The organism is Streptomyces sp. NPDC002825, from assembly GCF_040295385.1.
Taxonomy (GTDB): domain Bacteria; phylum Actinomycetota; class Actinomycetes; order Streptomycetales; family Streptomycetaceae; genus Streptomyces.
The window spans coordinates 201,866-220,047 of sequence record NZ_JBEOVH010000003.1 but is presented as its reverse complement, the minus strand read 5'-3'; the positions used below and the strand labels follow the sequence as shown (position 1 = coordinate 220,047).

20 protein-coding genes are annotated in these 18,182 nt (G+C 72.9%); 8 read left to right on the top strand and 12 right to left on the bottom strand.

Going from position 1 to position 18,182, the window contains the following annotated elements; genetic code table 11:
- Positions 1 to 43 precede the first annotated feature (43 nt).
- On the bottom strand, positions 44 to 1,207 hold the full coding sequence (locus tag ABT041_RS05685; protein ID WP_351179484.1) for a glycosyltransferase: 1,164 nt from the start codon (positions 1,205 to 1,207) through the stop codon (positions 44 to 46).
- 285 nt (positions 1,208 to 1,492) lie between these two features.
- On the opposite strand from ABT041_RS05685, the gene ABT041_RS05680 reads away from it, so the two are divergent.
- Genes ABT041_RS05680 through ligA form a run of 3 tightly spaced genes read left to right on the top strand, consistent with a single transcriptional unit; the run spans position 1,493 to position 5,208 of the window.
- Positions 1,493 to 2,059 (top strand): DUF4291 domain-containing protein, encoded by a 567-nt coding sequence (locus ABT041_RS05680; protein ID WP_351179481.1) that lies wholly within the window; start codon positions 1,493 to 1,495, stop codon positions 2,057 to 2,059.
- Positions 2,060 to 2,092: 33 nt separating this feature from the next.
- Complete coding sequence (locus ABT041_RS05675) at positions 2,093 to 3,097, top strand: hypothetical protein (protein ID WP_351179478.1); 1,005 nt, start codon at positions 2,093 to 2,095, stop codon at positions 3,095 to 3,097.
- A gap of 44 nt (positions 3,098 to 3,141) precedes the next feature.
- A complete protein-coding gene (gene ligA, locus ABT041_RS05670) occupies positions 3,142 to 5,208 on the top strand; it encodes an NAD-dependent DNA ligase LigA (RefSeq protein ID WP_351179475.1) in 2,067 nt (688 codons plus the stop codon).
- Between the two features lie 32 nt (positions 5,209 to 5,240).
- Here ligA and ABT041_RS05665 read toward each other — a convergent pair whose 3' ends face one another.
- The 6 genes from ABT041_RS05665 to ABT041_RS05640 form a co-directional block, all read right to left on the bottom strand.
- On the bottom strand, positions 5,241 to 6,035 hold the full coding sequence (locus tag ABT041_RS05665; RefSeq protein WP_351179472.1) for a YqjF family protein: 795 nt from the start codon (positions 6,033 to 6,035) through the stop codon (positions 5,241 to 5,243).
- Between the two features lie 158 nt (positions 6,036 to 6,193).
- Positions 6,194 to 6,604: a nuclear transport factor 2 family protein gene (locus ABT041_RS05660; protein WP_351179469.1), complete on the bottom strand. Its 411-nt coding sequence runs from the start codon at positions 6,602 to 6,604 to the stop codon at positions 6,194 to 6,196.
- A gap of 147 nt (positions 6,605 to 6,751) precedes the next feature.
- Positions 6,752 to 7,447 (bottom strand): type 1 glutamine amidotransferase domain-containing protein, encoded by a 696-nt coding sequence (locus tag ABT041_RS05655; protein ID WP_351179466.1) that lies wholly within the window; start codon positions 7,445 to 7,447, stop codon positions 6,752 to 6,754.
- A 221-nt stretch (positions 7,448 to 7,668) separates the two neighbouring features.
- On the bottom strand, positions 7,669 to 7,878 hold the full coding sequence (locus tag ABT041_RS05650; RefSeq protein WP_351179464.1) for a ferredoxin: 210 nt from the start codon (positions 7,876 to 7,878) through the stop codon (positions 7,669 to 7,671).
- Between the two features lie 14 nt (positions 7,879 to 7,892).
- Complete coding sequence (locus ABT041_RS05645; RefSeq protein WP_351180013.1) at positions 7,893 to 9,125, bottom strand: cytochrome P450; 1,233 nt, start codon at positions 9,123 to 9,125, stop codon at positions 7,893 to 7,895.
- Positions 9,126 to 9,308: 183 nt separating this feature from the next.
- A complete protein-coding gene (locus tag ABT041_RS05640; protein ID WP_351180010.1) occupies positions 9,309 to 10,577 on the bottom strand; it encodes a sensor histidine kinase in 1,269 nt (422 codons plus the stop codon).
- Positions 10,578 to 10,884: 307 nt separating this feature from the next.
- Between ABT041_RS05640 and ABT041_RS05635 the strand changes: the two genes are divergently transcribed.
- Positions 10,885 to 11,322: a glutaredoxin domain-containing protein gene (locus ABT041_RS05635; protein ID WP_351179462.1), complete on the top strand. Its 438-nt coding sequence runs from the start codon at positions 10,885 to 10,887 to the stop codon at positions 11,320 to 11,322.
- Positions 11,323 to 11,326: 4 nt separating this feature from the next.
- Here ABT041_RS05635 and sigJ read toward each other — a convergent pair whose 3' ends face one another.
- Positions 11,327 to 12,280, bottom strand: a complete 954-nt coding sequence (sigJ, locus tag ABT041_RS05630) for an RNA polymerase sigma factor SigJ (RefSeq protein WP_351179459.1) — start codon at positions 12,278 to 12,280, stop codon at positions 11,327 to 11,329.
- A 199-nt stretch (positions 12,281 to 12,479) separates the two neighbouring features.
- Between sigJ and ABT041_RS05625 the strand changes: the two genes are divergently transcribed.
- Positions 12,480 to 12,911 carry a hypothetical protein gene (locus ABT041_RS05625; protein WP_351179456.1) on the top strand — a complete coding sequence of 144 codons (432 nt, stop codon included), beginning with the start codon at positions 12,480 to 12,482 and terminating at the stop codon, positions 12,909 to 12,911.
- A gap of 395 nt (positions 12,912 to 13,306) precedes the next feature.
- Positions 13,307 to 13,456 carry a hypothetical protein gene (locus tag ABT041_RS05620; protein ID WP_351179453.1) on the top strand — a complete coding sequence of 50 codons (150 nt, stop codon included), beginning with the start codon at positions 13,307 to 13,309 and terminating at the stop codon, positions 13,454 to 13,456.
- 18 nt (positions 13,457 to 13,474) lie between these two features.
- Here the strand turns inward: ABT041_RS05620 and ABT041_RS05615 are convergent, their stop codons facing one another.
- Positions 13,475 to 14,503, bottom strand: a complete 1,029-nt coding sequence (locus ABT041_RS05615; RefSeq protein WP_351179450.1) for an ArsR/SmtB family transcription factor — start codon at positions 14,501 to 14,503, stop codon at positions 13,475 to 13,477.
- A 117-nt stretch (positions 14,504 to 14,620) separates the two neighbouring features.
- On the opposite strand from ABT041_RS05615, the gene ABT041_RS05610 reads away from it, so the two are divergent.
- Positions 14,621 to 15,583, top strand: coding sequence for an SMP-30/gluconolactonase/LRE family protein (locus tag ABT041_RS05610; protein ID WP_351179447.1), 963 nt, complete (start codon positions 14,621 to 14,623; stop codon positions 15,581 to 15,583).
- 163 nt (positions 15,584 to 15,746) lie between these two features.
- Positions 15,747 to 16,301, top strand: a complete 555-nt coding sequence (locus ABT041_RS05605; RefSeq protein WP_351179444.1) for a GNAT family N-acetyltransferase — start codon at positions 15,747 to 15,749, stop codon at positions 16,299 to 16,301.
- An 82-nt stretch (positions 16,302 to 16,383) separates the two neighbouring features.
- Here ABT041_RS05605 and ABT041_RS05600 read toward each other — a convergent pair whose 3' ends face one another.
- The 3 genes from ABT041_RS05600 to ABT041_RS05590 form a co-directional block, all read right to left on the bottom strand.
- Positions 16,384 to 16,875 carry an SRPBCC family protein gene (locus ABT041_RS05600; RefSeq protein WP_351179441.1) on the bottom strand — a complete coding sequence of 164 codons (492 nt, stop codon included), beginning with the start codon at positions 16,873 to 16,875 and terminating at the stop codon, positions 16,384 to 16,386.
- An 86-nt stretch (positions 16,876 to 16,961) separates the two neighbouring features.
- Positions 16,962 to 17,348 carry a VOC family protein gene (locus ABT041_RS05595; protein WP_351179438.1) on the bottom strand — a complete coding sequence of 129 codons (387 nt, stop codon included), beginning with the start codon at positions 17,346 to 17,348 and terminating at the stop codon, positions 16,962 to 16,964.
- 139 nt (positions 17,349 to 17,487) lie between these two features.
- Positions 17,488 to 18,111 carry a histidine phosphatase family protein gene (locus ABT041_RS05590; RefSeq protein ID WP_351179435.1) on the bottom strand — a complete coding sequence of 208 codons (624 nt, stop codon included), beginning with the start codon at positions 18,109 to 18,111 and terminating at the stop codon, positions 17,488 to 17,490.
- Between the last annotated feature and the right edge of the window lie 71 nt (positions 18,112 to 18,182).

Sequence of the window (18,182 nt, the reverse complement as noted above, 5' to 3'; positions counted from 1 at the left end):
ACACGAGTCGGCGTGTGACGCGTTTCCGGGCGGGAACCGTCCCTCAGCCGACCGCGTCGAACAGCAGCTTCGCGGCCAGCGTGGCCCCGTCCGAGCGGATAGTGCCGGCCACGGCGGCCGCGCGGGCGAGGGTCGCGGGAGCGAGCGCCGCTGCGAGGGCGACCGACAGCGACTCGACGGTCGGACTCGGGCCCTCGTGTCCGACACCGATGCCGAGGTCGGACACACGGCCCGCCCAGTACGGCTGGTCGGCACCCTGGGGGACGACCACCTGGGGCGCGCCGGCCCGCGCGGCGGTCGTCGTGGTGCCGCCGCTGCCGTGGTGCACGACGGCGGCCACCCGGCGGAACAGCGCCCGGTGGTTGACCTCGCCGACGACGAAGCAGTCGTCGTGGTCGTCGACGACGTCGAGACCGGCCCAGCCCCGGGCGATCAGCACGCGCCGGCCCTGCGCGCGGACCGCCTCGACGGCCACCCGCGCGATGTCCGGGGCGGCACCCGTCGTCGTACTCCCGAAGCCCGCGTACACCGGCGGATCACCGCCGTCCAGGAACTCCACCAGAGCGGCGGGGAGCGGGCGTTCGTCGGGGAGGATCCACGCGCCGGTCTGCACGACGTCCAGATCCGTCGGCTGCCACGGATCCAGGACCGGGTCCGTGGCCAGCCACGGCCGGTCCGTGAAGGCGTAGTCGCGGACGTTCTCCACCGGCGCCAGGCCGGCCGCGGCCCGCTGGTCGTTGAGCATGTCCCCGAACATCTCGTCCGCGATCCGGGCGTCCAGGTCCCACAGCACCCGGTTGTCCGTCACCTCCGCAGGCAGCGGCCGTCCCCGCCGGGCGGGCGGCCGGCGGTACGGCGAAGGCAGCACGACCTGCTGATGGCTGGCGTGTACGTAACGGATCCCGAGCCTCTCGGCCACCGACCGAGCGCCCGCGGTGACCGGCAACGGTCCGCTGGCCACCAGCACGTCGCCTCCCTCGGCCTCCGAGGCGACCGTCCCGAACTGCGCGGCCATCAACTCGGCCACCCGCTGCGCCAGACCCGCCGACCCCGGCGCCACCGTCGTCACGAGCGGCCGCACCGGTTGCCCGGTCGGCACCACCGCAAGCCCGGCCGCACCGAGCCGCTCCACGAACTCCTCGTCGGGCGGCGCGCACACCCGCACCTCGGCCCCGAGCTCCCGCAACGCCACCGCGAGCCCCGCCATGGGCTCGACGCTTCCCCGCGCCCCATACGTCGACAACACCACACGCACCCTGCGACACCCCTTCCGTCCTGAAGGCGCGATTCTGCGCCAGAACCTGGTCCCTTCCGCAAGTCCCCCTGTTGGCCGGGGGTTTGCCTCAGTGGGAGAGGGCTGGGAGCGCGTACACAGCGAGTACTGTCACGCGTCCTCCCTCTCGCGTCGCGGCTCTCGAAGCCAACCACGTCGACGTGGCACGCGGCGAAAACCGTTCGCCCCGTTCGCGGGCCGGGTGGCAGGGTGCGGGACATGGCACCCCAGTACCAGATCCGTGCCGACCACGACGCACGCACCCTCGTGGTCTACCAGGCCTACTCGCCCGCCGTCGCCGACGCGGCGCTGCGGGCCGGGCGGTTCGTCGCTCCGTTCTCCTTCCAGCGGATGACGTGGATCAAGCCCTCGTTCCTGTGGCTGATGCACCGCAGCAACTGGGCCAGGAAGCCAGGCCAGGAGCGGATCCTCGCCGTGCGGCTCACCCGCGAGGGGTGGGAGGAGGCCCTGTCCCGGGCCGTGCTGACGACCGCGGACCCGGCAGCCGTGGCGCGGGCGGCCGTGCATGTGCAGTGGGATCCGGAGCGCTCGGTTCGCGGGGCGGCTCTGAACCACTACAGCATCCAGGTCGGGATCAGCCGTCATCTGATCCGCACGTTCAACGACGACTGGATCGTGGGTCTCACCGACGTCACGCCCCAGGTCCGCAAGGCGGCGACCTTGATCCAGTCGGGGCGTGCGGACAGGGCGCAGGGTCTGCTCCCCGCCGAGCGCGTCTACCCGCTGCCCCGGACGCTGCAGACGCTTCTGTGCCCGGGGGCGTGACGGGTGCCGCAGTCCGCTGGATACCGTGGCGCGGTGAAGCCCACCACCCCCTACCGTCCCCTCGACGTCACCGTCCCCTTTCCCGAACTGACGGCGTACGCGCGCACCGCGACGCGGCTGCATCCGCGCCCCGGCGCGCCCTCGGCCGCCGACAGCCACGTGGGCGGGCCGCTGCTGTGGCCCGAGGACGAGGCGTGGCCGGAGTGCCGGGAGCACGGCAGGGTCCGGGGCGTGCGGCCGCGACGGGCCCGCCGCTACGAGGAGATCCTCGCGGCGGCAGCGGCACGGCCCCGGCCGGCCGACGGCTCGGGGTGGGCGTACACCGCCGCCGAGCGGGCCGAGGTCCAGGCGATGACCGACGCCGGACACCAGCCGGACGAGCACGACGGCAGCCCTCTGCCGCTCCTCGCTCTCGCCCAGTTCCACGCGCGCGACGTGCCCGACCTGGCGGCCTTCGCCCCTCCGGGGACGGACCTGGTCCAGGTGCTGTGGTGCCCGTTCGCCGGGCACGAGGACGGTTCGTACAGCCACTTCGGGCCGTCGACGCGCCTCTTCTGGCGCCGCGCGGCGGACGTGACGAACCCGCTGTCCGTACAGCCCGAGCCGCCGATCGTGGAGCGCACGTGGTACCTGCCGGTGCCGTGCGTGCTCCACCCGGAGCAGGTCACCGAGTACCCGTGGGCCGACTACCTGCCGCCGGCCCTCGTGTCACGGATCGAGGCGTGGGAGGACGACATCGAGGCGCGGGTGGGCCGCGACGCGGCGCCCACCTACCAGTACGACCTCTCCATCGCGCCGGGCTGGAAGATCGGCGGCTGGGACTCCTGGCACAGGACCGACCTCGTGCGGCTCCACTGCGAGGCCTGCGGTGCCGGGATGCGCCCGCTGCTCACCATGGACCGGTGCGAATCCCAGGCCAGTTGGGGCCCCTTCCCCGGCCCCGGCTGCCCCACCGGCGTCACGGCCGGGCGCGACGAGTACCGGGCGTTCGTCTGCCCGGCCGACCCCACGCATCCCCACCGGATGAGTGCTCAGTAGGACGCCCAGGGGCGTTGTCAGTGCCCTGCGACAAGATGTTCGACATGACGACAACGCCCGCCGTTGAGGCGCACTTCAGCCTGTCCAGCCATGCCGCGTACGAGGCCGCCATCGAGCGTCTGCGCGACGCGTCCCGCACGTACTTCGGCGCGGGCTACAGCGTCATGGACGACGCCACGTACGACCGGCTGCGGCTCGCGGTGAAGGCCTGGGAGGCGGTGCATCCCGAGGACGTCGCCCCGGACTCGCCCGCCGACCAGGTCGCCGACGGAGCCGCCCCGGCCGGCGACGTCGCCCACACCACGCCGCTGCTCAGCCTCGACAACGTCTTCGCGCCGGAGGAACTCCTCGCCTGGGGCGCCTCCCTCCATCGGCGGCTCGGGCACGAGCCGGCCGGGGGGTTCACCGTCGAGCCGAAGATGGACGGCGCCGCCGTCGCCGCCCGCTACCGCGACGGCCGCCTGGTGCAGATCATCACCCGCGGCGACGGCACGCAGGGCGAGGACGTCAGCCACGTCATCGGGACGATCGTGGGCCTGCCCGAGCAGCTGCCCGTCCCCGCCACCTTCGAGGCGCGCGGCGAAGTGCTCTTCACCCAGGAGCAGTTCGAGGCCGCGAACGAGACACGGATCGCCCACGGCGGAGACGTCTTCGCCAATCCGCGCAACGGCGCCGCCGGCACGCTGCGGGCGAAGGACCGGCCCTACCGACTGGCCATGACCTTCTGGGCGTACGGCGCGGTCGACCTGGACGGCGTGGCGTACCTGCCCGCCGGGGCCGGTCACGCCGGGACCCTGGCCGCGGTGGCGGAAGCCGGTGTGCAGACCACGGCGGCCACCCCGGCCGGGCTGCACGTCGTCGCCACCCTCGCCGAGGCCCAGGAGAAGGTCGAAGCGATCGCGGCGATGCGCGCGACCCTGCCCTTCGGCATCGACGGCGTCGTCATCAAGGCCGACAGCGCCACCGAGCAGGCGACGGCCGGCTTCGGCAGCCGCTTCCCGTACTGGGCCATCGCCTACAAGCTCCCGGCCGTCGAGCGCCAGACCGTCCTCCAGGACGTGTTCTGGGAGGTGGGCCGTACGGGTGTGCTCGCCCCGACGGCCGTGCTCGCCCCCGTGGAGCTCGACGGCTCCACCGTCACCCGCGCCACCCTGCACAACCCCGCCGACATCCTCCGCCGCGACCTCCACATCGGCGACACGGTGACCGTCCACAAGGCCGGTGACATCATCCCGCGCGTCCAGGCCGCCGTCGTCGAGCTCCGCCCGCAGGACGCCCGGCCCGTGCCCCTGCCGGAGGAGTGCCCGAACTGCGGCGGGGAGATCGACAAGAGCCAGGAGCGGTGGCGCTGCGCGAAGGGCACCGCCTGCGCGCTCGCGCCGCTGATCGAGTACGTCGCGGGGCGCGACATCCTCGACATCGACGGCCTCGGCAGGAAGTACGTCGACGCGCTGATCGCCGCCGGGGTCGTCGGAGACGTCGCCGACCTGTTCACCCTCACCGAGGAGCAGCTCACCACCGCGTCCGGCAGCGCCAAGCGGGGCGCGAAGCTGGCCGAGCAGATCCGGCTCGCCAAGTCCCGGCCCCTCAGCCGCGTCTTCTGCGCGCTCGGCGTGCCGGGCACCGGCCGCAGCATGTCCCGGCGCATCGCCGCGCACTTCGGCACGATGGAGGCCATCAGGGCGGCCGACGCCGACGCCCTGCAGGAGGTCGAGGGCATAGGCCCGGAGAAGGCGCCCGTCATCGTGGAGCAGGTCTCGGCACTCGCCCCGGTGATCGACAAGCTGATCGCGGCGGGCGTCGCCATGACCGAGCCGCGACAGGAGAAGGCCGAGGACGCGCCCGAAGGGCCGCTGAGCGGGAAGACCGTCGTCGTCACGGGCAAGATGACCGGGCCGCTCGACGGCTGGGGCCGCTCCGAGATGGGCGCGCTCATCGAGAAGGCCGGCGGGCGCGTGGGCAGCGGCGTCAACTCCAGGACCACGTACCTGGTCGCGGCGCCGTCCGCCAACGGCAAGCCCAGCTCGAAGGCCGTCAAGGCCCAGGAACTGGGCGTCGAGGTCCTCGCTCCGGAGGACTTCGCCACGCTGGTGGCCGCTTACCTGGACTGAGCGGCAGGCTTCCTGACGCCGCTACAGGCGCGTCAGTCGACGCTGCTCCTCGGGCGGGGAACGGCCACGGTGCGGGGGAGCCGGGGCGGGGCGCCGAAGCGGACCGGAACGCCCGGTGAGTACAGCACGCTCACGGGCTCCCCGAGGGGGCGACGGAGCCCGGCCGCCGTGAGGAGGCTCTCGTCGCAGCCGAGCAGGCGGGCGCGGTGCAGCGGCCAGCGCGGGTGGGTGTTCGGGAGATAGAGAGGGCGCCCGCGGAAGGAGCTGTGCATGCCCCAGCGGGCGGTCAGGAAGTGTTCGAGCGCCGTGGGCTCTGCGATCCGCTCGCCGATGTCCAGGCTGATCGCGCTGTGCGCCCCGCGCGGCCCCGGCCACCGACGCCTGCTGGTGTACGTGACGGTGGAGCCGTCGCTCCGGACGGTCATCTTCGACCACACGTACGGGATGCGGAACGCCCACCGCCCGACCGTCACCGGGACGAGACGGGACGCGTCGAGGGAGCGGAACACCACACCGCGGCGCCCGTGACCGTCCACCGAGTACAGGCGGACGTTCGTCTCCGGAAAGCTCCCGAGGTACGGGATCCCCGGCAGTCGGAACCAGCCGACGCGGTGCATCCGGAAGGCGACGAGCCCCACGTAGGTGACGCCGTCGAGGGCGTCGGGCACCGTCCCGGCGGGAAGGAGCGGAGCCACCTCGGCGGGATCCGCGGGCCAGTGCAGAAACGCCAGGTCCAGCCAGGACTGGGTGAGCAGGGTGCGGTCGGCCCGGTGCGGTGGGTCGACCGACACGGGCTCGGGCTCCGGGGCGGGCGGGGTCTGCGGCATCGCGCCAGTATCCAGGGTCCGCACCTTTGCGTGCGTCGCGCGGGGGCCGCGCTCAGGCCGGCGTCCCGTCGTGGCCGCCGCTCACGCCCTCTCCGCCTGCGTCTCGTGGCGCGCGCCCCTCACGCCCCGTCCGCCGGCGTCGCGTCGTGGGTCGCCCCTCACGCCCCGTCCGCCGGCGCCGTGCCCGAGGCCTCGGCCGCGATGCGGTCGAACTGCGCCCCCATGGCCGCGGAGAGCGCCTGCGCGGCGGACAGCGGCCGGACCATGACCATGAAGTCGTCGATGAGGCCCTGCTCGTCGAGGTGGAGGAAGTCGCAGCCGGTGATCGCGCGGTCCCCGACCTTCGCCTCGAAGACGAGGGCGTGGTCGCGACCGTCCTCGCCGGTGATCTCCCGCACGTAGCGGAAGTCGGTGAGGACACGGGAGACGCCGCGCAGGATGGCCGCGGTGATCGCCCTGCCGGCGTAGGGCTTGAAGGCCACGGGGCTGGTGAAGACGACGTCCTCTGCGAGCAGCGCCTCGATTGCCCCGTGGTCGTTCGCCTCGACGGCCTGACGGAAGGACTTCATGGACAGCTCCACAACTAGTCAATTAATTGAGTAGATGGGAACGACGTTAGTGGCGCGAGGCAGCCCTGTCCAGGTCCGACAAGGCCCTCGTCCCCGGCGAACTCGGGAGGGGTGAGGGCCTTGTCGGGCGGGGTCGTACTCGGGCGGTCAGGCCAGCTTCTTGAGCAGCTCCGCGGCGAGAGGGGCGGAGGAGGACGGGTTCTGGCCGGTGACCAGGTTGCCGTCGACGATGACGTGCGGCGCCCACGGCTCTGCGACCTGCACGTCCACGCCCGCCTCGACGAGCCGGGTCTCGAGCAGCCACTTCGCCCGGTCGGCGAGGCCCGCCTGGGTCTCCTCGGCGTTCGTGAAGGCGGCGACCTTGCGGCCGGCGAAGGCGTTCGAGCCGTCGGCGCCGGTGGCGGCGAGGAGCGCGGCCGGGCCGTGGCAGACCACGCCCAGCGGCTTGCCCGACCGCAGGGCGTCGATCAGGAGCCGGCCGGAGGTGGCGTTCACCGCGAGGTCTTCCATGGGGCCGTGGCCGCCGGGGTAGAAGACGGCGTCGTAATCGGCCAGACGGACGTCCTCCAGCTGGATCGGCTTCTTGATCTCCTCGATGGCGGCGAGGCCCGCGGCGATCTTGTCCGCGCCCTCCTGGCCGCCGTTGGCCTCCGGCGCGAGGCTCCCCGCGTCGACGGTCGGGGTGACACCCCCCGGCGTGGCGACGACGACCTCGTGACCGGCGGCCTTGAACGCCTGGTACGGAGCGACGGCCTCCTCGGCCCAGAAGCCGGTCGGGTGCTTGGTGCCGTCGGCCAGGGTCCAGTGGTCGGCGCCGGTCATCACGAAAAGGATCTTCGACATACGGGAGCTCCAAGGGATGGCGGGCCCGGTCGGGGCCCGGGGGCGGGGATGCGCACACTGACACTCTCGTCCGAGCGGCGTTCCGCTGCGCGATGATCAGTGCGGCGATGTCCTCGACAGTAGGCCGGTGATCCATCGGTTTCCAATGGGGAAACCAATGTCTCCCATAGGGATCCCGATGTCTCAGGGTCCGGGAGAGCCCCCGCCGTCTCAGGCCCGCATCACCCGCCCACCTCCCCGTCCGGGTCATGGAGCGTGATCGCCTGGACGGGGCAGGCGCGGACCGCCTCGCGGACCAGCGTCCCGGTCCCGTCCTCGCGGCCCTCGACCACCGTCCCGAAGCCGTCGTCGTCCTGCGTGAAGACGTCCGGGGAGGTCAGCGCACACTGCCCCGCGCCGATACAGACGTCCGAGTCGATGGAGACCCGCATGCGCACCGCTCCTCTCACCAGGTGACGGGGAGTTCGAGCATCCCCTGGATCGTGTCGCCCGGTTTGAACGGGATCTCCTCGGCGGGGACGGCCAGCCGCAGCCCAGGCAGCCGGCGCAGCAGGGTCCCGAGCGCGATCTCCAGCTCCGCCCGCGCGAGGTTCTGCCCGAGGCACTGGTGGATGCCGAAACCGAACGCCACGTGGTGGCGGGCGGACCGGGTCCAGTCGAGGGTGTCCGGATCGGCGTAGGCGGCGGCGTCCCTGTTGATGACCGAGGTCGAGAAGACCACGCCCTCGCCCGCGCGGATCACCGTCCCGGCGACGTCGATGTCCTCCCGCGCGACCCGCAGCAGTCCGTCGGCGATCGACAGGAACCGCAGCAGCTCCTCCACGGCGGCGGGTACGAGCCCGGGATCCGCGCGCAGTTCGGCCAGCCGCTCCGGATGGCGCAGCAGGGTGTACGTGCCCAGCGAGATCATGTTCGCCGTGGTCTCGTGCCCGGCCACCAGCAGGATCGTGGCGAGCTGCACCAACTCCTCGCGGTCGGGACCGCCGTTGCCGCGGGCCACCAGGTCGTCCAGGACGCCGTCCCCGGGCTTCAGGCGCTTGTGGTCGATCAAGTCGCCCAGATAGCCCTCCAGTCGGGCCAGCGCTTCCTCGGTGTCCGCCACCGTCGGGCCGCGCAGCAGCCGCCGCGACTGCTCCTCGAAGAAGTCGTGGTCCGCGTACGGCACTCCGAGCAGGTCGCAGATGACGATCGACGGCACCGGCAGCGCGAACGCGCTCACCAGCTCGGCCGGCGGGCCCTGCGCCTCCATCGCGTCCAGGAGCCGGTCCACGGTCTCCTGGATGCGGGGCCGCAGGCTTTCGGCACGCTTGAGGGTGAAGCTCGGGATCAGCAGCCGCCGCTGGACGTTGTGCTCGGGGTCGTCCCAGCCGAGCAGCGCCGCGCGGCGGCGTCTCCGGACGGCCGTGGCACGCTCCGTCGGCAGCGGGAAGTCGCCACGCGTGGAGTCGGTGGACAGGCGCTGGTCCGCGAGGAGTGTGCGCGCGGCCGCGTGTCCGGTGACGAACCACACCTGCCTTCCGTCCCACAGGGTGACCCGCGACAACGGGCGCTCCTCCTCGGTCCGGGGATAGGCGGTGGGCGGGTGGTAGGGGCAGGTCCGGTCTTGGGGGAACGCCACGGCTTCGGTCACGGGGGCCTCGCTAGGGCGGAGCGGCGGAAGGGGCTGTGGGGTCGTCATCTGCGGCGCCGGCATCTGGGGTTCCGTCATCTGTGGTGCCGGCATGCGTGGTTACTTCATCTGTGGTGCCGTCTCCACTACATGCCTCAGGCACCTATCTGGTCTACGCACAGTTCGGCCAATTCACCGGAACGGGGGTAGTCCTCGTGAGGAAGGTGACGAGGCGGCAGATCGCGCCCGCTCTCAGGACGGTGGCGACAGCGGGATGACGGCCGTCAGGACCGTCCCCTCGCCCGGTGCCGATTCGATGGTCAGGGCGCCGCCGAGCTGCCGGACACGCGCGCGCATGGCCGGCAGGCCGTGGCCGCGCATCCCTCCGGGCTGCTCGACGGGGTCGAAGCCCCGGCCGTCGTCGGCGATGTCCAGGACGACCTGATCGTCCAGGTGGCTCAGGGTCAGGGCCGCCGTGCCGGCGTCGGCGTGCTCGCGGATGTTGGACAGGGCGCCCTGGGCGATCCGTAGCAACGCCGCCTGTACGCGGTCGGGGAGGGCGGCGGTGGGCGTGCCGTCCTGGTGGAAACGGATCTGGAGCGTGTCGGAGGACTCCCGCTCGGCCAGCGTGCGCAGCGCCTCGTCGAGGCTGCCGCCGCCGGCGAGGTCGGCGGGCGCGAGGTCGTGGACGACGCGGCGGGCCTCGGCCAGGTTGTGCTCGGCGATGGATTCGGCCGTACGGATGTGGCGGCGGGCGGCCGCCGGGTCGGTCTCCCAGAGCCGGTCGGCGGCCTGGAGCAGCATCTGCTGGCTCGACAGGCCCTGCGCGAGGGTGTCGTGGATCTCCATGGAGAGCCGCTGGCGCTCGGCGAGGGCGCCCTCGCGCCGTTCGGTCGCGGCCAGTTCCCGGCGGGTGCGGACGAGGTCGATGATGACGGACCGCAGCCGGTCCGCCTGGCGCTGGGAGTAGATGAAGACGGCGGTGGCGACGGCGGCGACGGCAGGCGGAGCGAACATCAGGTTCGGGTCGAAGCCGAAGCGCAGCCGCAGCTTCACCTGGGCGCCCACGACGATGGCGGTGAGGAGGGCGACCAGGGTGATCGCCGAGCGGGTACGCAGGGAACGCAGGCCCGTGTAGAAGAGCGGCACCGCGCACCAGCCGAAGCTCGGCGCCAGGGCCACGAGGGCGAGCCAGGTCCCGATGACGGCCGCCAGCCAGAACCCGTGCGCCGGAGTGGGGGTTCGGCGACCCCGCCCCTCGGACCGGTCGCCGCGCTCCGCCGTCCCGGCCGGGTCGCCGGGCCCGTCGTCCTGGCCGGGGCCGAGGACCGGACCGAGGACGTACAGAAGCGCCAGCACGATGGCGAGGATGATCACCCAGGGCGTCCCGGGAGCGTCGGGGTGGACCATCAGGTACCGGGAAAGTGACGAGCACAGCAGGACGAAGAACGCCACGTGCATCACGGTCGCGAGCCATCCGGCGTCCGGGTCGGTCGCCTCCGTGTCGATCGGCGACCGCATGTCCATCCGCACCGTCCACTCCTTGCCTGCCGCCGACCGCTCTCCCGAGCCCCAGGCTATCCGGATGATCATATTCCGAATCGACCGATCGCTTGGCTCCGTGAGGTCCGCCGGGCGCGCCGGACCAAGAGGCGAGCCCGTGGAAGCGCCCCGTCGTGCGCCACGTTCTCCTTCCGGCGTATGCCGGTCTGGCAGGCGATCGCCCTCGGCCGGAGCGCGCCGGCGGCCGCAGGCCCTGGCTCGCCGCACGGCTCGGCCGGCTCGTCAGCACGCCCCGACCCCCGGGGCCTCGGTAGGCTGCGTGGTCATGACACGCGTCTGGATCCTGCCGATACTGATCGTCCTCACCGGCTCACTCGTCGCGACCGGGCTGATCACCCGGGGCAGCCCCGGCGAAGGCACCGTGATCCTCCTGGCGTTCCTGCTGCTCGCGGCAGTCAACTCGCCGCTGATCTACCCCAGGTCGATCGGCGCGGTGGAAGCCCGGCGCCGCAGCGAGGAGGACGGCCGGCCGATCGTCTACTGGCGGCCGGGATGCCCGTACTGCATGCGGCTGCGCATGAGCCTGGGCCGCCGTGCCCGCCGGTTGTACTGGGTGAACATCTGGCGCGACGCGGACGGAGCGGCGGCCGTGAGGGCGGCGAACGACGGCGACGAGACCGTGCCGACGGTCGTCGTGGCGGGCCGGCCGTTCACCAACCCCGATCCCGCGTGGGTGCGCGAGCAGCTCTCGCCTTCCGCCTGACCGGTCAGCTCGCTCCCTCCTCCGTCCAGGGGCGGAGCTTCTCCGGGTTGCGGACCGCCCAGATACGGGTGACACGGCCGTCGGCCAGCTCGAACGCCGCCACGGTCGCGGTGACGCCGGCATTCTGGGCGACCAGGCCGGGCTGACCGTTGACGGTCCGTTCCAGGAGGGTGAGCCCGGGAGCCTTGTCGGCGATGTGGATGAGGTACTGGGCGATGAGCCTGCTGCCCTCGACGGGACGCAGCACGGTGCCCACCAGGCCTCCGCCGTCGGCGGTCATCGTGGCGTCGGGGTCGAGCAGATCGACGAGGGCCTTGATGTTCCTGGCCTCCCACGCCTCCTTGAAGTTCCGTACCAGAGCGGCCCGTCCGGCCACCGGCGCGGCCGGGGGCTGCGCGGCGCGGACGCGCCGACGGGCCGAGGAGGCCAGCTGCCGGCAGGCCGCGGGGGACCGGCCGACGATCTCGGCGACCTCGGCGAAGGGGTACCGGAAGACGTCGTGGAGGATGAACGCCACGCGTTCGGCGGGCGTCATCGACTCCAGTACGACGAGGAACGCCATGTTCACCGACTCGTCCAGGGTGATCCGGTCGGCGGGGTCGACCGGCTCGGACCGGTCGCCGTCCGCACGCACACTGGACCACTCCGCACGGTCGGGCAGCGGTTCCGGCAGCCACGTCCCGACGTAGCGCTCGCGCCGGACCCGCGCCGAGCCGAGCATGTCCAGACAGACCCGGCCCGCCACCGTCGTCAGCCAGGCCCCGGGAGAGTCGACCGCCCCGCGCTGCCGCGGCGACAGCGCGTACCAGCGGGCGTACGTCTCCTGTACGGCGTCCTCGGCCTCCGCAAGCGAACCGAGCAGCCGGTAGCCGACGTTGAGCAGGTGACGCCGCTCGCCGACGACCACGCTCAGGTCCGGCTCGGACCGGTCGAGCCCCGGCTCGATGGAGGTGCTCATGATCGCGCGTGCTCCCTGGTTCGTCCGTCTCGTCCGGTGACGCTCTCGGTCCCGTGTCCGTACGACGCGAGGACGTCCCCGGAAGACAACTTCCGGCACCCGCCTCACATTTCCCGGGCCTGCGTCGTCGGACAGTCGAGACACTACCGAGCCACCGCCACGAGGCAACCGCCGCGAGGCAGAAGAAAAGGATCACGTCATGGCCACGACTGCGCAGACCACCGCGGAGACCACGGCAGCAGAGGGCAGCGGCAGCCACACCTTCCTGCGGGTCTCGATCGCCCTGCAGACCCTCACCCTCTTCTTCCAGGCGACAACCGCCGGTCTTCTGCTGACCTCGTCCACCGGAGAGCTGCTCCACAGCATCGGGGCACGCGTGACGTACGGCGCGACCATGCTGTACGTCATCGCGGCGGTCCTGGCCTGGAAGCCGGGCGGCGGTTCGCCCCGCCCCATCCTCTACTCCACCGGCTTCCTCGTCCTCTCCTCGATACAGGTGGTGCTGGGGATCGCGCACAAGCCGGCCCTCCATCTCCCCCTGGGAGTCCTGATGTTCGGCCTCAGCGTGCTGGCCCTCGGCCAGGTCCTCACCGCCCGGTGGAAGGGTCGTTCCGGCGCGGCGCGGCGGTAGTTCACCGCCCGGCCGGCCCCCGGCGAGCGGCGTGATCGCGGAGCCGTTCTCCTGTGATCCACATGTCCGTTCCCGTTCATGCCCTCGCCCACCGGCCGTTGACGCCCGAGGCCGTCGCCGAGCTCGTGTCCCTTCCGGCCGCGCCGCCCGTCCCGGACGACGACGAGGACGCCGTCGACGCGAGCAGCACCTCGCCGTGCTGCGGGACACGAGCGGCTGGAGCGGCAGCAGGCCGAGCACCGTCGACGCGTGCGAAGGCGTCCTCGCGCGGGCCGCGCGGGTGGTGACCGACCACGTCGGCACGCCGCCCGAGCGAACGGTCCTGTCCGCCGAGAGCCTCGTCACCGGCCCGGCCCTGACGCACCGGATCTGGCGGGACCGCCACGCACGCCCTGGTGCTGGGACCGGCGGCCGACAAGGGACCGTACGGCTACCTCACCCACCTGCAACCCTCCTGCACCCCCCTCGACGCCGGCCCCGAACTCCCGCACGCCGAGGACGAGGACGGGCCGGCCGCCTGGATCGCCGCGCACATCGACTGGTGAACCGACCGTCCGGGGCGCTCAGATCCCGGCCAGCAGCGAGCGGCCGAGCGGAGTGAGGCTGTGCAGCACCGCCGTACCGGTGCGCACCGTCTCGACAAGTCCCGCTCCCCGCAGGACGCTTGCGTGCCCGCTGGCCGCCGCCAGGGACACCGAGGCGCGTTCGGCGAGCGCCGTCGTGGTGGCGGGCGAGCGCAGAAGCGCCAGCACCTGGGCCCGCGTCCGGCCGAGGAGCGCCGCGAGGGCCTCCGGGCGGTCCTCGGCCGGGCCCGCCGCCCCGGCGGGAACCCCGGCCTCGGCGTCGTACATCGGGTAGACCAGGACGGTCGCCGCCTCCGGGCGGTACATCACCATCGGGCCGGTCGCGAACCACGAGGGCACCAGCAGCAGCCCGCGTCCGCACAGCGGGATGTCGTACGCCGACGCGGAGGGCAGATGCAGGGTCGGCGCCTGCCACCGCCAGGTCGTCCCGAGCGTGGTCAGCAGGGCGTCCACACCCCCGCGCAGCAGCATCTCGGCCCGCAGCGCGCGGTCCGTGAGGGTGTCGCGGCGGATGCGCGGCCAGAGCGGTTCGACGGAGCTCTCGAAGTAGCGGCGGGTGTCGTCGCGCAGGGCGCGGGACGCGGCCGACGACCCCTGGGCGAGCTCGTGGGCCCACCGTCCGGGCCGGGCCAGACCGCCGGGCCGGCCGGAGACCGCCGGGACCCCGAGATCCCGTGCGAGATGCTCCACGGGCGTCGACGCGGCGGCCTCCAGGGCGTCGCCGAAGTCGTGCGCCGAAGGCTGCAGCAGGAAGTCCGGCACGAAGCCGTCCTCGGCGACCAGTTCGGCGAGGACGCCGGCCCGGGCGCCCGCGCCTCCCCGCAGGGAGTGGTGCCACTGCCGGGCGGCGGGCCGCGGCCGGTGGGTCCGCGCGCTGCCGCGGCTCTCGCGCGCCCGGCCCAGGCGCAGACTCAGCCGCAGGCTCAGAGCGGTCTCCGAGAGCGCGTCGGCCGCCGGGGCGAAGGTGATCCGGCCGAGGTCGGCGGCCGTGAAATGAAGGCGGATCATGCCGACCGATTATCGGCCCGGGGGACCCTTTCACCCAGGGGTGAAAGGCAGTGCGTTCCGGGCGGGGACGCAGGAGGCTCCGGTTGTCCGCCCCACGACTCGCCGGAGGTCGCGCCCATGCGTCCCGTCCCCGCCCGAACAGCCTGCCTCGCCGCCGCACTTCTGCTGACCGCCCTCGCCGGCGCTCCCGGTCCCGCGAGCGCCCGGGACCTGCCCGACACCTATGTGGTCTCCCGGGAGCCGGGAGTGCTGCCCGAAGGGATCGCGGTCACCCCCGACGGCACCCTGTACGTCTCTTCCGACGGCAGAGGGACCCTGTACCGGGGACGCGTCGGAGACCCGGAACTCGAGCCGTTCCCCGCGCGCGGCCTGGAGAACCGGCCCAGCACCCTCGGCGTGCACACCGACCGGCGCGGCCGCGTCCTGTCCGTGGGCGGCGCGAGCCTGACCGTCCACGACCGCCACGGACGCCTCCTCGAGACCCGTACGGCACGCGGTGGACCGCTGGGCGCGCCCCGCCTCAACGACCTGGTCGTGACGGAGGACGCGGTGTACGTGACGGACTGGGCCAACCCCGTCGTCCACCGGGCGGAGATCAGGGGCTCCACGCTCGGCCCCCTCGAACCCTGGCTCGACATCCGTGCCGCGTTCCCGCAGTTCCCCGCCCGGTACTGGCTGTTGAACGGCATCGTGGCCGACGCGTCCGGTTCCACCCTCCTGGTGGCGTCCAACGGCACCGAGGCCGTCTGGCGGATCGGCACCGCCGACAAGGACGTCAGCCGGCTCGACCTCGGCGACCAGTCCTTCGGCCCGGACGGCATGGTGCTGCACGGCCGGACGCTGTACGCCGTCCTCAACTACGGTGCCCCGCACGGCGTCTACATCGCCCGGCTCGACGAGGGGCTGCGGACGGGCACGGTGACCCACCGTCTCACCGAGGGACCCTTCGACCTGCCGACCACCCTGGCCCGGCACGGCTGCCGCCTCTACGTGGTGAACAGCCAGCTCGACGAGCCGCCCGGCCGGCCCCCGTACACCGTGAGCGCGATCGACGACCCGATGTGCCAGGACGGACCGTGACCCGCGTGGCCCGCGCCTCGGCGTGAGACGCAGGAGGCGTGCGGCGTCCGTCAGCCACGCACGCGCGTGGCGGTACGGTTCGACCTCCCGGTCACGGGGTCGTCCGGGTGGGCGGCCGCATAACCGGTCGACACCCCCGTCCCGCTCGGGTTGGCTGGACGGCATGCCAGAGCTGCGAACCGATCGACTGCTGCTCCGCCGCTGGCGGGAATCCGACCTGGAGCCCTGGGCGGCCATGAACGCCGACCCCGAAGTCCGCGAACACCTCGGGGACCTCCTGACACGGGAGCAGAGCGACGCCGTGGCGGCCCTCATGCAGGCCCAGTTCGACCAGCGGGGCTTCGGCTGGTGGGCGCTCGAATCGCGGGCGACCGGTGAGTTCGTCGGCCGCGCGGGCCTGGACGTGGTGGGCGAGGACATGCCGTTCACCGGCGTCGACGTCGGCTGGCGCCTGACCCGTACGGCATGGGGTCACGGGTACGCCACCGAGGCCGCCCGGGCCTGCCTGGCCTTCGCCTTCGGGGACCTCGGGCTGCCGGAAGTCATCGCGACGACGACCGTGCACAACCTTCGCTCCCAGGCGGTCATGCGCCGGCTCGGCATGACCCGGGACCCGGCGGACGACTTCGAGGACCCCAGCGTCCCCGAGGGGCCGCTGCGCCGGTGCGTGCTGTACCGGACGCCCGTGGAGCTGCGTACGGCCCGCCTGGGCGCGTGACGGGCCCTCCGGGCACCGAGGACGTCAGACTCCGGCGGTCGCGGTCCGCAGCTCGTGTCGGCCCTCCCGGGGACCGACGGCTTCAGACTCCGGCGGTCGCGGTCCGCGCGATGCGTTCCAGCGTGGTGCGCATTCCGGCCCGGTTGAGCGCGACGCGGCGGGCGGGGTTCGTTCCGGCGAAGACCGTGCCGAGCAGGTCGGCGGCCCTGGCCCGGACCCCGTCGGTCCGCAGGTCCTGCCAGAACTCGGTGAGCCGGGTCCCCGAACCCTCCGGTTCGAAGCGGTAGCCCCAGCGGGCGATCGGCAGCCCCAAGACGCTGATGTCGAAGACGAACTCGCTGTCCTGGCGCATCCGGGTCACACGCCCCTGGGTCGGCCAGAGGAACGGACCGCGCCGGTTGAAGCCGACGAACCGGGTCCCGGTCCGCGCCGGAGGCCGCAGGATCCACACGGAGCGGCACTCCGGGCTCCAACGCCCCATGTTCCGCAGGTCCGACACCAGCCGGTAGACGACCTCCGGCGGCGCGTCGACGACCGTGCTCTCCTCCAGGCTCCGCTGCCGGTCCACGGCCATGCCCCGCTCCCCTCGCCCGGTGGGGGAGACCGCCCCCACTCCCTACTCGCCGGTACGTTAGCGGGCGCGGGAGCGGCCTGTCCCGCTCAGTTCTCGACGTCCTGCGGGTACCAGCGCAGTTCGACCGTGTTGCCGTCGGGGTCCTTCACGTAGACCGACTGGGCCGATCCGCGTGCGCCCCAGCGCGGGACCGGGCCCTCCAGGACCTCGAACACGCCGGAGTCGATGACCTCCTGCCAGTCCAGGGGGTCCACGACCAGGCAGATGTGGTCGACGTTGGACTCGCCGCGCGGCCGGGAGAACAGGTCGATGACGGTGCTCTCGTTTATGCGGACGGACGGGAACGACACCTTGCCGGCCCGCCACTCCTCGACGCGCTCGGGCGCCAGGCCCAGGGCGCCGGTGTAGAACTCGAGGGACTTGTCGACGTCGGTCACGTTGAGTACGAGGTGGTCGAAGGCCTTGACTCGCATGAGGGGCTCCCTGCCTTTCCGGATGTACGTCTCGTTCTGATGATCATGGTGATTGCGGGGGCCGGGAGCAAGGGCACCTGAGGTCCGCGATGCGGACCGCGTGCCTCCGATCACCGGCTCCCGGACAGCCCGGGCTCCGTCAGATGTGCAGCTCGGGAGGGAAGCCGGTCCACCGCAGCTCGTCGGGGAGATGGCCCGTGTCGTTGAAGAAGAGGACGGCCGGGGCCCGGTCGGGCGCGTAGCGGATGACGGTCAGCGCCGCGTTGGCGTGGTTGATGCCCATCCACCGGGCCTTCGGAGCATCGAGGGCCTCCCGTACGAGCCAGGCGACGAGGAAGTTGTGCGTGACGACGAGCTCGTGGCGCGGCTGGTCGCCGTCGACGGGGCCGGTGAACCGGGCCACGGCCTCCGCGGCCAGCCCCGGCCCCTCTTCACGCTCCCGCGCCGGGAACCGGGCCAGGAACCCGAGCATCGCGTCGGCCGACTGCGCGGGCAGTTCCTCGCGCCGGGGAACGTAGGGGATGTAGTCGCCGGCCGGCGGGGACATCCGCAGCGGAACACCGTCGAGCTGGTCGCGGACCAGCTGGGCCGTCTGCTCCGCACGGGCCAAGGGGCCGTGATGGACCGCCGCGAGGGGCGCCTTCCTGAGCCGCTCGCCGAGCAGGACGGCCTGACGGCGACCCCGGTCCGTCAAGGCGCTCTCGTCCTCGGACGCTTCACCGTGCCGCGCCAGGTACAGGTAGCGGGCGGCTGTCTCCGTCATGCTCGACTCCTCCGGCACAGTTCATGATCATGCGAATGTGAGGACAGACGCGCTGCGGCGCCATGCGGTTC